General features: G+C 47.4%; 13 protein-coding genes. 8 read left to right on the plus strand and 5 right to left on the minus strand.

Going from position 1 to position 14,558, the window contains the following annotated elements; all coding sequences use genetic code 11:
• Together MC7420_RS29250 and MC7420_RS29255 are read right to left on the minus strand one after the other, a co-directional pair.
• The coding region (locus tag MC7420_RS29250; protein WP_006105265.1) for a tetratricopeptide repeat protein at nucleotides 1–2,138 on the minus strand (2,138 nt) is incomplete at its 3' end.
• Nucleotides 2,139–2,271: 133 nt separating this feature from the next.
• On the minus strand, nucleotides 2,272–3,390 hold the full coding sequence (locus MC7420_RS29255) for a hypothetical protein (RefSeq protein ID WP_006105305.1): 1,119 nt from the start codon (nucleotides 3,388–3,390) through the stop codon (nucleotides 2,272–2,274).
• 471 nt (nucleotides 3,391–3,861) lie between these two features.
• On the opposite strand from MC7420_RS29255, the gene MC7420_RS29260 reads away from it, so the two are divergent.
• The 3 genes from MC7420_RS29260 to MC7420_RS29270 all read left to right on the plus strand — a co-directional run bounded on the left by MC7420_RS29260 (nucleotide 3,862) and on the right by MC7420_RS29270 (nucleotide 4,962).
• Nucleotides 3,862–4,140, plus strand: coding sequence for a 2TM domain-containing protein (locus MC7420_RS29260; protein WP_006105270.1), 279 nt, complete (start codon nucleotides 3,862–3,864; stop codon nucleotides 4,138–4,140).
• 35 nt (nucleotides 4,141–4,175) lie between these two features.
• Complete coding sequence (locus tag MC7420_RS29265; protein ID WP_006105246.1) at nucleotides 4,176–4,484, plus strand: DUF3181 family protein; 309 nt, start codon at nucleotides 4,176–4,178, stop codon at nucleotides 4,482–4,484.
• 235 nt (nucleotides 4,485–4,719) lie between these two features.
• Complete coding sequence (locus MC7420_RS29270; RefSeq protein WP_006105274.1) at nucleotides 4,720–4,962, plus strand: hypothetical protein; 243 nt, start codon at nucleotides 4,720–4,722, stop codon at nucleotides 4,960–4,962.
• A gap of 143 nt (nucleotides 4,963–5,105) precedes the next feature.
• Here the strand turns inward: MC7420_RS29270 and MC7420_RS29275 are convergent, their stop codons facing one another.
• Entirely contained in the window at nucleotides 5,106–5,450 is a 345-nt protein-coding gene (locus MC7420_RS29275) for a hypothetical protein (RefSeq protein WP_006105325.1), read from the minus strand.
• Nucleotides 5,451–5,501: 51 nt separating this feature from the next.
• Between MC7420_RS29275 and MC7420_RS29280 the strand changes: the two genes are divergently transcribed.
• Both MC7420_RS29280 and acs read left to right on the plus strand, forming a co-directional pair.
• Nucleotides 5,502–5,699: a hypothetical protein gene (locus tag MC7420_RS29280; RefSeq protein ID WP_006105313.1), complete on the plus strand. Its 198-nt coding sequence runs from the start codon at nucleotides 5,502–5,504 to the stop codon at nucleotides 5,697–5,699.
• Nucleotides 5,700–6,020: 321 nt separating this feature from the next.
• Nucleotides 6,021–7,991 (plus strand): acetate--CoA ligase, encoded by a 1,971-nt coding sequence (gene acs, locus MC7420_RS29285; RefSeq protein WP_006105262.1) that lies wholly within the window; start codon nucleotides 6,021–6,023, stop codon nucleotides 7,989–7,991.
• 250 nt (nucleotides 7,992–8,241) lie between these two features.
• Here the strand turns inward: acs and MC7420_RS29290 are convergent, their stop codons facing one another.
• A complete protein-coding gene (locus tag MC7420_RS29290; RefSeq protein ID WP_006105303.1) occupies nucleotides 8,242–10,092 on the minus strand; it encodes a protein kinase domain-containing protein in 1,851 nt (616 codons plus the stop codon).
• A 344-nt stretch (nucleotides 10,093–10,436) separates the two neighbouring features.
• On the opposite strand from MC7420_RS29290, the gene moaA reads away from it, so the two are divergent.
• Complete coding sequence (gene moaA, locus MC7420_RS29295; protein ID WP_044210470.1) at nucleotides 10,437–11,423, plus strand: GTP 3',8-cyclase MoaA; 987 nt, start codon at nucleotides 10,437–10,439, stop codon at nucleotides 11,421–11,423.
• A gap of 181 nt (nucleotides 11,424–11,604) precedes the next feature.
• Here the strand turns inward: moaA and rpsD are convergent, their stop codons facing one another.
• Nucleotides 11,605–12,213, minus strand: coding sequence for a 30S ribosomal protein S4 (gene rpsD, locus MC7420_RS29300; RefSeq protein ID WP_006105298.1), 609 nt, complete (start codon nucleotides 12,211–12,213; stop codon nucleotides 11,605–11,607).
• 102 nt (nucleotides 12,214–12,315) lie between these two features.
• Between rpsD and MC7420_RS29305 the strand changes: the two genes are divergently transcribed.
• Together MC7420_RS29305 and cbiT are read left to right on the plus strand one after the other, a co-directional pair.
• Complete coding sequence (locus tag MC7420_RS29305; protein WP_006105268.1) at nucleotides 12,316–13,797, plus strand: aminotransferase class I/II-fold pyridoxal phosphate-dependent enzyme; 1,482 nt, start codon at nucleotides 12,316–12,318, stop codon at nucleotides 13,795–13,797.
• Nucleotides 13,798–13,815: 18 nt separating this feature from the next.
• The gene (gene cbiT, locus MC7420_RS29310) at nucleotides 13,816–14,421 is read left to right on the plus strand and encodes a precorrin-6Y C5,15-methyltransferase subunit CbiT (protein WP_006105245.1); all 606 of its coding nucleotides are present in this window, start codon (nucleotides 13,816–13,818) and stop codon (nucleotides 14,419–14,421) included.
• Nucleotides 14,422–14,558: the final 137 nt, after the last annotated feature.

Here is a 14,558-nt window from a genome sequence, read left to right on the forward strand (position 1 = left end):
GCGCGATCGCCTACAGCCTGGGATAAGGGTAAAGCCTGTTGATAGTACTCTAATGCCTGTTGTTTTTCTCCTAAGGCATTATAGACACCACCAATATTAGAGAGGATTCTTGCTTCCCCAGCGCGATCGCCCACAGCCTGGGATAAAGATAAAGCCTGTTGCAAGTACTCTAATGCCTGTTGTTTTTCTCCTAATTCAGCATAGACACCACCAATATTATTCAAAGTCATTGCTTCCCCAGCGCGATCGCCTACAGCCTGGGATAAAGATAAAGCCTGTTGCAAGTACTCTAATGCCTGTTGTTTTTCTCCTAATTGACCATAGACACCACCAATATTATTCAAAGTCATTGCTTCTGATGCGCGATCACCTACAGCCTGGGATAAGGGTAAAGCCTGTTGCAAGTACTCTAATGCCTGTTGTTTCTCTCCTAAATCAGAATAGACCAAACCAATATTAGAGAGGGTAGCTGCTTCCCCAGCGCGATCGCCTACAGCCTGGGATAAGGGTAAAGCCTGTTGCAAGTACTCTAATGCCTGTTGTTTTTCTCCTAAGGCATTATAGACACCACCAATATTAGAGAGGATTGTTGCTTCCCCAGCGCGATCGCCCACAGCCTGGGATAAAGATAAAGCCTGTTGCAAGTACTCTAATGCCTGTTGTTTCTCTCCTAAATCAGAATAGACACGACCAATATTATTCAGAGTTGCTGCTTCTGATGCGCGATCGCCTACAGCTTGGGATAAAGGTAAAGCCTGTTGGAAGTAATCTAATGCCCGTTGTTTCTCTCCTAAGTCTGAATAGACATCACCAATATTATTCAGGGTTATTGCTTCCCCAGTGCGATCACCTACAGCCCGCCTTAAGGGTAAAGCCTGTTGATAGTACTCCAATGCCTGTTGTTTTTCTCCTAAATCAGAATAGACCAAACCAATATTATTCAGAGTTGCTGCTTCCCTAGTGCGATCACCCAGAGCCTGGGATAAAGGTAAAGCCTGTTGATAGTACTCCAATGCCTGTTGTTTTTCTCCTAAATCAGAATAGACAGCACCAATATTATTCAGAGTTGTTGCTTCCCCAGTGCGATCACCCAGAGCCTGGGATAAAGGTAAAGCCTGTTGATAGTACTCCAATGCCTGTTGTTTTTCTCCTAAGGCATTATAGACACGACTAATATTACGCAGGGTGGCTGCTTCTGATGCGCGATCGCCCAAAGCCTGAGATAAGAGTAAAGCCTGTTGGAAGTACTCCAATGCCTGTTGTTTTTCTCCTAAGTCATAATAGACCTGACCAATATTAGTCAGGGTTTGTGCTTCAAGGGCATGATCACCCACAGCATGGGATAAAGGTAAAGCCTGTTGCAAGTACTCCAATGCCTGTTGTTTTTCTCCTAAGTCAGCATAGACACCACCAATATTATTCAGGATTCCTGCTTCTGATGCGCGATCGCCCAAAGCCTGAGATAAGAGTAAAGCCTGTTGGAAGTACTCTAATGCTTGTTGTTTTTCTCCTAAATCTGAATAAACAAGACCAATATTATTTAGAGTTGTTGCTTCCCCGACGCGATCGCCTACAGCCCGCCTTAAGGGTAAAGCCTGTTGATAGTACTCCAATGCCTGTTGTTTTTCTCCTAAGTCATCATAGACAGCACCAATATTATGCAGGGTTGTTGCTTCAAGGGCGCGATCTTCGAGTTTTTGATAGAGAGGTAAGGCTTGATTATAATAATCTAGCGCTTTTTGCTTGAATCCTAATAAATCATGAGTTCTGCCCAGTACCAGATTTAGCCAAGCTTCTTGTGATTGATCCCCCACTTCACGCCACAAAGGAAGCGCTATTTCCCATTTTTCGATCGCTTGTTGCAGGGATTCGGCTGTTCCTTGTTGAAACAGTTGCAATCCCTCCTCATACAGTCTTTCGGCTTCAGCGCGTTTGTCAGTTTGGGCGATCTTTATCGGCGCTGTCTCTCCAGCGCGTTTTGGTAGGGATAACACCGGATCTTGTCCCACCGCGACGATGAAAATGCTGCTGAAGATGGTGATTACAGCATGGCAGGAATAAACCAACCATTGCCGAGACGTTAAGGGTGGCTTGAGAAAATAGGTTTGACGTTTTTCTGTTGGCTTTTGGTAATGCATCAGTTTACCTTCACGTTTGGGTTGAGTGCGCCTTCACTACCCTCTATGTCTTACGAGGTTGAGGTTATGCAATGTAGAGACGCGCCATGGCGCGTCTCTACGTCCCCATTTTCACCTATCCAGGGATTTATCCCTACCTGGCAAACCGTTCTAATAATTCCTGACGAGAAAGCGTCAACAGCAAAGGAGTCAACTCTTGATGGGGTAACTCTAACATGGATGCGATTTTGTCGGCTAATTCCTGATCAACCTCACCAAACCGCACTCTCAGCACGTTTTCCACCTTTTCTCGCTTCCCTTCGCCGAATCTCTCTTCTACCCCAGAACCCTCGCCAAACCACAGTAATAACTCTTCCTTAGAAAGGTTAAACAGCAGACGAGTCAACACTTGTGGTGTTAACTGTAACATCGGTGCGATGATCGCTTCTAATTCGGCATCAATCTCACCAAACCTTACTCTGAGAAAGTTTTCCACCATTTGCCGTCGTTCTTCCCGAATCCCTTCTTGTCTGCCTTCTTGTCTGCCTTCTTGTCTGCCTTCTGATACAGCCTCTTCCCGCCATTTCAAATACGCTGGTGATAAGTTCATAATTAACTCCCGATCTGCATTACTTAACCTTTCACTACTGTCCACATTGATGCGCCAATTGGCTAGTATTTCCAGGATATTGCGCCGTTGTGGGTTCTCTTGGGGTAACCCGACTAACTCATCAATTGCTTGTTGCTGTGTTCTCCTTTTTCCTAATACTCTTAACCAAAGTGTATCTTGACTTACGGGTAATTGGTTGATCGACACCAGTACGGTTCTCTGAAACTCCGGTAAGAAGTAAACGCCTTCTCCCCAATTCTCAGACTGATTCAGGTTGGCACCAAACCCGTTGAGTAACCGTTGAGAACAAGAGGGGGACAGTATCCATAAACGGGGTGACTCATCTTCTGATAGAGAACGTCTCTCCCGTCGCGCCTTGCGTAAAAGTTCAGCTTCCACAGAATACAATTTAAACATGCAACTTCGCACTTCTACTGGGGTAGGTGCATTGCGAAACGGTTCAAATAAACAAGTGGTTGCTGCCATTTTACCCAGTAATCCTAGAGTCTCGGATTCTGGGGAGGGTGAGGGTGCAGGTATAAAGCAAACATCAACCTGGCGAACTTCGCTGAGTACATCGCGGCTGGTTTCTACTGTACCCAGAGGTGCTAATAATTCTTCCAGATACTGTTTGGCAAATTGGTCGTGGGGTTGTCGTGTCATTGGTCATTTTTTGTAAATCACTCTCAAATCCTTACTGTTCCCTGTTGCCTGTTGCCTGTTCCCTAATCTCCACGGTTAACTTTAATTGTGTCCATTTACTTAGTGCTATATGTGCGATCGCATCAGAGAATTTCTGAGCAACATTCACGTCAACTCATCTTATCGGAGGAAGGGAACACGATGAAATTCAAATTAATAAACCCCAATTCCTAATTCATTGGTTGTTTTTATCACCCCTAAAACTACTCTGATTACCCCTCACCAGAACAAATGACAGCAAAGGCATCAACGCTTGAGGCGGTAAGCGTAAAATCGGTGCGATCGCGCTAGTTGACAACGTTTCCAGTCAGGCTTGCATCCCGCATTCCAGTCTTGTTGCCATCCCTTGAGACCGGAATACTCGAAAATTGCCTTATCAAAAAAATACTAGATAGTATAACCTATTCTCATACGTCTATCTTACGAACTGCTATGCCTCCTCGTTGGTCCCGCAAACCTGATCGTCGCGATGCTGAGTATCGACGCCTAGATGACCGAATGAACTTTGCTGTCCATGTCGCTGTGTTTGCGGCGTGTAATTCGGGTTTATGGTTTGTCCGTACCATCCAGTATGCTAATTGGACTTGGACGTATTGGGTAACGGGGATCTGGGGATTAATTTTAGTCGGACACGCCGTTTACATCTTTGCGATCGCGGATTATACTCCTTTACCAGGTCAAGATAATTCGGCTAACTCTGCTCAAGGATAAACTGAGAATGTCCAGTTCGTCCTACTCAATTTATTATGGCTAACCCGAATACCAGCGAAGCGATCGAAACCTTGGCGGCTGAAATTGGTGAGAATATATACATCGATGTTGCCAAATGGCATCTTTACTTACAGGATGCCCATTTACACACCCCTTTAGCTGAACGCCTCTATCCCCTGCTGACAGAGGATAACCTCTCCGAAGACCAAGTGGTGCAAATCTTGCAAAGTATTCCGATTAAACTGGGGGGTGGCAAACGGGAAGTTCCCCTAGCGGATTTACTACCGATGCAGTGTCAGGTTAATCTGCTGGATTTACTCGAAGAGTTTCAACGGAAAATGTAATTAGCAAAACAATTGATCGCTCAATACGAGGTGTCATTAGTTCCGCAATGAGAACTAATGACCATTTTTTTATCAAAATTCTACCTGAAAAAGATACTCAATGACCATCTGGTGTATCCTTTTAACCGTTAGCGATCGCCTATCTCACTGTCACACTCTGTCTTGTTCCCTATTGGTGTGTTGACTTAGAACACCCCATTGCGACTGACTCAGCTAAGAGTTGCCACCGTCCACTATGGATCAGCATTGGATTAAATTAAGTTATGAGCGCGATACGTATCTGATTGATCTCAATCGTATCAGCACCTTTGTTTGGGCGAAGAACGGTCGGTTGATAGTTTGGTTACCGGATGGTAAGGTGCGACTCATTATCCATCCTAAAACCAATCCAGACGCTTATCAAGAAATTTTAGACTACGTGCAAAAGACAGTTGGTCAACCTATTGGTTGTCAGTTATCCGCTAAAAGTGAAACGTGAGTATTACTTAGGGGTTGCTGAATAAATATTGTGGTGAGGATAGGGAACAGAACACAGGGGACTGCTAACCCGACTTAGGATAAATGCCACTGACTTTAGAGTTTGTAGTAAGCGCTAAAGCGCTTCTGGCACTAAAGTGCCTACTACGAACCCAGCCGATATAACTGAAGCCCGAATAGGTTAAGCTGTTCAACTTGTACCTCAGTCACCTGGTCAATTGGACGGCGGATCACCTGGGTTCCTAACCAACCTTTTTGCTGAAATATGACCCAATTACCCTGTTTATCAAATTGGCATGTCTTCACTGGACTGCCGAACATCATCCCATTCGCTAACCCAATACAAACCAATCCGAACCAATCAATCGATGAATTAGAAGACAGAAAAATCAGCAATCCGATCGCGGCGGTTAACCCACTCAATATCCAAACCCCAATTGGGCGTTCTTTCAGCGTCAGTAATGTCACCGTTTGTTGAACGACTTTCATATCACGTTTTTAGTTGAGATGGCGAACTCATGAGGGTAGAGACAGTGAACAGTGAACACCTCGACTTCGCTCGGTGTATCACAGGGAACAGGGAAGAAAAACCCTGCCCTGAACCTAGCCAAAGCATCAATTGTCGGGGCGGGTTTAGGAATTAACGCTAGCTTAATCACCGATAACGGTGAAACAAAACCCGCCCTTATTCATGGGTCAAAACAGTGGGTATTTGGTCGGGGCGGGTTTAGGAACTAACACTAGCTGAATCACCGATAACGGTGAAACAAAACCCGCCCTTATTCATGGGTTAAAACAGTGGGTAAGCTGTCATGCATTTAAATTGGGTATTAGTAGCGAGCAAGATGCAAAGCCTGCGGCATGGCTTCGCTAAACGCACTACAAGGCTTTCGCCATTATTGACATTAAGGTTTAAATGCCGAACAGCTTATGACAAATGACAAATGATGCCGCCCCTATCGAGGAGTCGGTAAGCTTTACAAAACGTCAAAATTGCTCATTCAGGCAAATCTGCCTTCAAAATGGTTTGAGTACAGCAACAGATTACAACTGCCAACTATGCCTGAATCAACGATTGAATCAGTTCTGCAAGAAAAACGCCTATTCCAACCCCCGGCTGAATTTTCCCAGACTGCCCACATTCAGAGTCTGGAGGACTATCAGCGCCTCTATGACAAGGCAAAAGCTGACCCGTTGAAATTTTGGGCGGAGTTAGCCGAACAAGAGTTGCACTGGTTTCAGAAATGGGATACAGTCCTCGATTGGCAACCTCCCTTTGCCAAATGGTTTGTTGGCGGCAAGACGAATATTGCCTACAATTGCCTAGACCGACACCTAACCACCTGGCGACGGAATAAAGCCGCCTTGATTTGGGAAGGAGAACCAGGAGATTCTCGCACCCTCACCTATGCCCAACTGCACCGGGAAGTCTGCCAGTTTGCCAATGTCCTCAAGCAATTAGGTGTGAAAAAAGGCGATCGCGTGGGGATTTATATGCCCATGATTCCAGAAGCCGCGATCGCGATGCTAGCTTGTGCCAGGATTGGTGCGCCGCATACCGTGGTATTTGGCGGGTTTAGTTCCGAAGCCTTAAAAGATCGATTAGTAGACGCCCAAGCGAAAGTAGTCGTCACCGCCGATGGTGGCTGGCGTAAAGAGAAGATTGTTCCCCTGAAACCAGAAGTCGATAAAGCCCTCGCCAATAACGGCGCACCCACGGTAGAAAATGTTCTTGTGGTTCAACGTACCCAACAGAAAATCCAGATGGAACCGGGGCGCGATCATTGGTGGCATGATTTACAAGCCGGGGTGTCAGGGAATTGTCCCGCTGAACCCATGGATAGTGAGGATATGCTGTTCATTCTCTACACCTCTGGCACAACCGGGAAACCCAAAGGCGTTGTTCACACTACCGCTGGCTATAATCTCTATACCCATATCACCCTGAAATGGACGTTTGATCTCAAAGACACCGATGTTTACTGGTGTACCGCTGACGTGGGTTGGATTACGGGTCACAGCTACATTGTTTATGGTCCGCTGTCCAATGGTGCCACCACCGTTATGTATGAAGGCGCACCTCGTCCGTCGAATCCAGGCTGTTTGTGGGATGTGGTGGAGAAATATGGCGTCAATATTTTCTATACCGCACCCACTGCAATTCGGGCATTAATTAAGATGGGCGAACACCATCCCAAAGCCCGCGATTTATCCTCGTTACGAATTTTGGGAACCGTCGGTGAACCAATTAATCCCGAAGCCTGGATGTGGTATCACCGAATTATTGGCGGACAACGTTGTCCGATTGTCGATACCTGGTGGCAAACAGAAACCGGGGGATTTATGATTACGCCCCTACCCGGTGCGATTCCCACCAAACCCGGTTCAGCCACGTTACCGTTTCCAGGTATTCTGGCAGATATTGTCGATTTAGAAGGCAATCCGGTTGCAGCCAATCAAGGGGGATATCTGGTGATTAAGCACCCGTGGCCCGGAATGATGCGAACCGTTTATGGTGATCCGGATCGCTTCCGCCGCACCTATTGGGAACATATTGCACCTAAAGATGGGCAGTATCTCTACTTTGCTGGAGATGGTGCGCGTCGGGATGAAGATGGCTATTTCTGGGTGATGGGGCGCGTGGATGATGTGATTAATACCTCTGGACATCGCCTAGGTACTATGGAAATTGAATCGGCGTTAGTCTCCCATCCCGCCGTAGCAGAAGCGGCTGTGGTTGGACAACCGGATGAAGTGAAAGGGGAAAATGTTTTTGCCTTTGTCATGTTGGAGAATGACTACAGTCCCACAGAGGAATTGGCAAACGAACTCAAGGCACATGTGGTTAACGAAATTGGTGCCATTGCCCGTCCCGGTGAGATTCGCTTTACAGAGGGAATGCCCAAAACGCGATCGGGTAAAATTATGCGGCGTTTGTTGCGGAATTTAGCAGCCGGTCAGGATGTGGCTGGAGATACGTCTACATTGGAAGATCGCAGCGTATTGGATAAATTAAGAGGCGGCGCTTAAAATGTTGCCGGATTGAGAATCAGAGGGTAAGTTCGGCACCATTGTAGAGACGTTGCATGCAACGTCTCTACATAAATGATGTGTCCTAACAGCCATGGCGGTTGCGATAAACTTCGCTTACTCTTGATCTGTTTCTTATAGCACTACGCACTACAGCAGTTTGCTCTGCTATGCGGTACATTGTCGATCCCCCTAAATCCCCCTTTTTAAGGGGGACTTTTATCTACTGTACTTTTGGAAATCGTGGGAATCAACAGGCTTCTTCGGTTTCCGGTTCACAAATTGGTACTGAATTGTCTCCAGTAGGTTCTTTTGTTTCAGGTTTAGGGTTTTGGGGATTTGACTGTTCAGATGACGGTGGGGTTTCCTGATTCGTATCCCCTTGATTTTTACGTTGGGTGGCTTTGCGAACTAAATCATTCAACTTTTCTCGCCAATAGCGCTGTTCGGGAAAATCGCTGTCTGCGGCATAAATGATCACATCAACATAGCGACCTTCATTGTAGGCTTGCTGAATCTTATCGAATTTGGTTTTTGCTTCTGACCATTCCTTTTGCCAGGTCTCGATTTTCTTTTGAGCATCCTCAAAGGCTGGACTACTGGGGAGAACCGATTGAGCCGCCGCGATCGCTTTATCTAAGTTACCCTGTTGATACTCTTCTGCCGCTTCTGTCAAGACCTCTGCCCCATTATCTTTGGGCTGAACGGGGGATTTTTCCGGCGTTGGGGTTGGTTCTGGGCTGGGACTGGGTTTTGTCTCAACTGGGGTGGGACTCGGTTGGGTTTCTACTGGGGTAGGGCTAGCGGGTTGTTCCGCAATGGTATCTACGGTAGAACAATCGACATACTTGCCAAAAACCCACCCTGCTTTAGGTGAACGAATTTCCACCCAATCCCCTTGCTTAGTTCCCGTTAAGGTTAACTTTGTGCCTTTATTAACTGTGCCAACAATCGCTGCGTTGGGATTTGAGCGCACGTTTAAGCCTTGAGCCGTTACTGTACAAGTCCCTCGTGCCATTCCACCGGACATCCCCTGACGAATGCCATACGCCATCCCTGCGGCTGCCATAGCTACAGCTAAACCCACACCAATGATTAATGGTGCGCGATTCGGTTCAGATTCAGGTTCGGCTTCAGGGGGCGGAGGAGGAGTCGGAGGAGTTGGAGGAGTAGGTCTTCGCGGGGGTGCGGCGGGGGAAACTGCCAGGGTACCCTGTTGGGAGAGGGGCTGGGGGTGAGGGGTTGGTTGAGACGGCGGAACAGACTGACCCGAAGAAGCGGTGATGAGCGATCGCACGGCTTGTAACGCTTCTGTGGCTGACTGGTAACGGTCTTTGAAATGATAGCGTACCATCCGGGTCAAAATATGTTTTAGCCCTGGACTCACAGGGGCAAGATGTTGCCAGATCAGTTCGCCCGTATTTAAATCTTCCTGCAATTCCGCCGGCATACGACCTGTAATGGCTTGGATAGCGATAATTCCTAAAGCGTAAATATCGCTGGTGGGACGCGGTTGACCCAAAGCCTGTTCACTGGACATATAACCCGGAGTCCCTACTGCCACCGTATTGCTCATTTGCCCCTGAGGACTTGCCAATTGAGTCCGGATTTGCTTCACCGCCCCAAAGTCTAATAAGACTAACTTTTTATCTAAATTCCGTCGAATCAGGTTATCTGGCTTAATATCCCGGTGAATGACGCCGTGGTTGTGAACAAAGTCTAAAAGCTCTAAGAGTTCTTGCAGCAGGTCAACAACTCGCGTCTGATCCCACGGTTGACCGGGTATCAACTCTTTGCTGAGGGGATGCCCTTCGATATATTCCTGAACCAGATAAAATTCTTGGTCTTCTTCAAAGTAGGCAAGCAGGCGTGGGATTTGGTCGTGATTGCCCAGCACCTCTAGGGTTTCCGCTTCGCTGTTGAACAGGCGTCGGGCGGTTTCTAAGAAATTGGGGTCACGATTCGCGGGCTGAAGGTGTTTGACCACACAAATCGGGCTACCTGGACGCCGGGTATCTTGTGCCAGGTAGGTGCGACCAAATCCTCCTGCACCGAGGACTTGGTTGACTTGGTAACGACCATCTAGTAACTTGCCTAACATAGGAGTGATGCGCCTCAACGTTCACTTGATAATAGTTACATACACTGACGGGACATGTGTCCCAGGATTGTGCCAATTTAGGTTTTGCTCTCATAAGTAGGTAGGGACAGTTAAAGTTGACGGTGGTGATCGTCATTCGTCATTCGTCATACTCGCTACCCTTGAGAAGCACCATTGTAGAGACGCGCCATGGCGCGTCTCTACATAAATGATGTGTCCTAACAGCCATGGCGGTTGCTATATATATCTATGCATTGAATACATAATCCTTACTCTCCGATGAGTTAAAGATTCTTATTATGAAACAGTAGCCGCCTAGAGATGGGGGATAGCCGCGAATTAATATGAACACAGTCGATTATCTCCGGATTAGCCTAATTGACCGTTGCAACTTCCGCTGTCACTACTGTATGCCGGAAGGGTCAGAACTTGACTATATCCTGCAACAGGAACTCCTCACCCATGAGGAACTGCTGACGCTATTGAAAGAAGTTTTTATACCAGTCGGGTTTAAAAAGTTTCGCCTGACAGGTGGAGAACCGCTACTGCGTCCAGGGGTAGTGGACTTGGTGAGAGAAATTGCCGCCCTGGATCAAACCGAAGATTTAGCCATGACGACGAATGCCTTTTTACTCGCAGGCATGGCACAAGACTTGTATGATGCTGGATTACGGCGGATTAATATTAGCTTAGATTCCCTCAATCCTGACACCTTTGACACCATTATCGGGAATCGGGGGCGATCGCGCTGGCAACAAACCTGGAACGGAATTCAAGCCGCACATCGGGTGGGGTTTGATCCCCTGAAATTGAATATAGTCGTGATTCCAGGAGTGAATGATGCAGAAGTTCTGGATTTAGCCGCCCTTACCCTTGACCGCCATTGGCACATTCGCTTTATTGAGTTTATGCCCATTGGCAATCCTGAATTATTTAGCGATCGCGCCTGGATTCCTTCTGAGGAACTCCGCCAGCAAATCCGCGATCGCTGGGGCTTAGTTGAGTCGAATGTGCGCGGGAATGGACCGGCTGATGTCTTCCAGATTCCCGATGCTTTGGGGACTCTCGGCTTCATCAGTCAAATGTCCGAATGTTTTTGCGATCGCTGTAACCGGATGCGCCTCTCTGCCGATGGCTGGTTGCGTCCCTGTTTACTCAATGAAACGGGTCAGATTGACTTAAAAAGCGCTCTCCGTAGCGGTGTTGATCTCGCCCAGTTAAGAGCGCGAGTGCAGCAGTTACTAGCGATTAAACCAGATATCAACTTTAAACAGCGAGACTCTGGTACTGATGGTTACTACACTCGCACCATGTCACAAATTGGTGGATAGTCATTTGTCATTTGTCATTCGTTCTTTGTCATTTGCTGTTTGTCCAGAAATCCCCAACTTCAACGAAGTAAGTTGGGGTTATTGAATCGTTTTTTCCAGTACCCAATATGACAAAACTTGTTTTACCTAGGGACTCATGAACCATTAACCAATGACTAATGACCAATGACCAATGACCAATCTACGCTTTCCGTGAATAGAACTCAACCACCAGCAGTTCGTTAATTTGCAGGGCAACCCACTCACGCTCAATCATGCCATTGACCTTACCCGTGAATGTTTTCTTGTCAAACTCTAAATGGCTCGGTAGATTTGCCAATCCGGGGTATTCCAGGTTTTTTTCCACCAAACGCCGAGAGCGTTCATTATCTTTAACCATGATCACATCACCGGGACGGCATTGATAGCTAGCGATATTCACTTCCCTACCATTGACCATCACATGACCATGATTCACAAGTTGACGCGCACCCGGGATAGTACCTGCCATGCCTAAGCGAAACACGGTGTTATCCAGTCGCATTTCTAGCAGTTCTAGCAAGGCTTGACCCGTGGAACCCGTTGCTCGACGAGCTTTGCGAACATAGCGAAGCAATTGCTTTTCCGTGACTCCGTAGTTGTAGCGGAGTTTCTGTTTTTCTTCCAATCGAATCGCATATTCTGACCGCTTCCGGCGAGCTTGACCATGTTGACCGGGTGGATATGAACGACGGGGGGATTTGCGAGTCAAACCGGGCAGATCGCCTAGACGACGGACAACCCGCAGGCGCGGACCTCGATATCGCGACATAGAACTTCCTTGTGTACCTAACTAATTTTTTACCCAAATACTTTATAGTACAACTGACGAATGACAAATGACAAATGACGAATGACAAATGACGAATGACAAATGACGAATGACAAAGGACAAAGGACAATCCCCATACTCGATGCTTTACAAGCCTGTGCTGGACACCCCCACGCGCCATTCTACGCCCCAGGTCACAAGCGGGGAAAGGGTATATCTGACAGACTGGCAAACCTATGGGGAAAATCAGTCTTTGAGCATGATCTTCCCGAATTACCAGATTTTGATAACTTATTTGCCCCTTCAGGAGGAATTAAAGAGGCGCAAGCGTTAGCAGCGGAGGCGTTTGGTGCCGATAAAACGTGGTTTCTGGTGAATGGCTCAACCTGTGGCGTAATCGCGGCAATTTTAGCCACTTGCGGTACAGGAGATAAGCTGATTTTGCCTCGGAATAGTCATCAATCCGCGATCGCAGGTTTGGTTCTTTCTGGTGCGAGTCCGATTTTTATTACCCCAGAATCCGATCCCTCTGGTGATTTGGCACACAGTATTACCCCAGACGCCGTTAGCCAAGCCCTCAAGGAACATCCGGATGCTAAGGCGGTGATGCTACTGTATCCGACCTATCATGGCGTGTGCGGCGATATCCACGCGATCGCCCAACGGGTACATCATTACAATATTCCTTTGCTGGTTGATGAGGCACACGGGGCGCATCTTCGATTTCACCCGGATTTGCCGCCAAGTGCAATGTCAGCCGGGGCTGATTTAACCATACAGTCCACCCATAAGGTTTTGACGGCGATGACCCAAGCCTCAATGCTGCATATTAAAGGTCATCGCCTTGATCCGGAACGATTGAGTCAAGCTTTACAGCTTGTCCAGTCTACCAGTCCCAGCGCCCTCCTCTTAGCCTCTCTAGACGCCGCACGACAACAAATGGTGCTGTATGGGGAAAAGCTGCTCAGCCGCACTCTAAGACTGGCTGAGGCGGCGAGGGAACAGATTCAGCAAATTCCAGGATTATCGGTGTTAGATGCCACAAATACTCCGGGCTGTTTTACCCTAGATCCGACCCGGTTGACGGTGAGAGTCACAGAGTTAGGGTTGAGTGGGTTTGAAGCCGATGAAATTTTTTGTGAGCAGTTGGGTGTAATTGGCGAGTTGCCGACATTCCAGCATCTGACGTTTATTCTGAGTTTAGGAAACACGGCGGCAGATATTCAGCAGCTAGTCCAAGCCTTTACCGACTTACAACAGCGCTATTCTCGTCCTGATGCTTCCTTTAGGCAGAATTTATGCCAACTGGGAATGACATCAGGGTTAATCCTGGAACCGTCAATGTCTCCTCGCGATGCCTTTTTTGCCCCGAAAGAACGGTTAACTCTAGACCAAAGCGTTGGTCACATTAGTGCTGAATGGATTTGTCCCTATCCTCCGGGGATTCCGGTTTTAATGCCAGGATTGGCGATCGCGTCAACTACAGTGGATTATCTGCGACAGGTTCAGCACTTGGGCGGCTATATTACTGGGTGTAGCGATCCTCGCCTAGAACGTGTAAACGTTGTCAACAGTAAGGACTAATGACCAAGGACGAACAAAATGTCTTCTCCCCTGTGGAACTATACCACTCCTGGTATTCCCGATGATTTATTCGAGCGCTTGCCCGGTATTCCCCTAAGCAAGCGAGAAGTACGGTTACTGATTATTTCCGCATTGCGCCTAGAATCCCATTCCTTGCTCTGGGATATCGGTGCAGGGACAGGTACAATTGCCGTAGAAACCGGATTACTTTCTCCTCACGGTAAAATTGTGGCGGTAGAACGGGATGAAGAGGTAGCGAACCTGATTCAACGGAACTGCGATCGCTTCGGTGTTGAGAATGTTGACGTTATCGAAGGATCTGCACCTGAATGTCTCCAAGATCTACCAGGAAAACCCCATAGAGCCTGTATTGAGGGAGGACGCCCGATTAAAGACATTCTTAAGGCAGTCTGGCATTACTTAGAACCCCAAGGTCGGATTGTTGCCACAGCTAGTAATTTAGAGAGTCTTTATACCCTCTCCGAAGGATTGGCTGAGTTACAAGCCCGTAATATCGAAGTTGTGCAATCCTCAATCAATCGCTTGGAAACCCGAGGGACTCATCAAATCTTTGCGGCTGTTAATCCTATGTTTATCCTCAGTGGGGAGAAGCTGGATTCTTGACATCCTCACCGCCCTACAAAAACGGTGATTCCCTACCAGTTAGTAGGGGTTAATTTGGAGCAGCACAATCGGTATACTGCCCAGAACCAATACCAAAGGAATCGCGTAGCTAGGGGCAAGTTCGATGGTTTGGGTTG

Source organism: Coleofasciculus chthonoplastes PCC 7420 (assembly GCF_000155555.1).
GTDB classification, from domain to species: domain Bacteria; phylum Cyanobacteriota; class Cyanobacteriia; order Cyanobacteriales; family Coleofasciculaceae; genus Coleofasciculus; species Coleofasciculus chthonoplastes_A.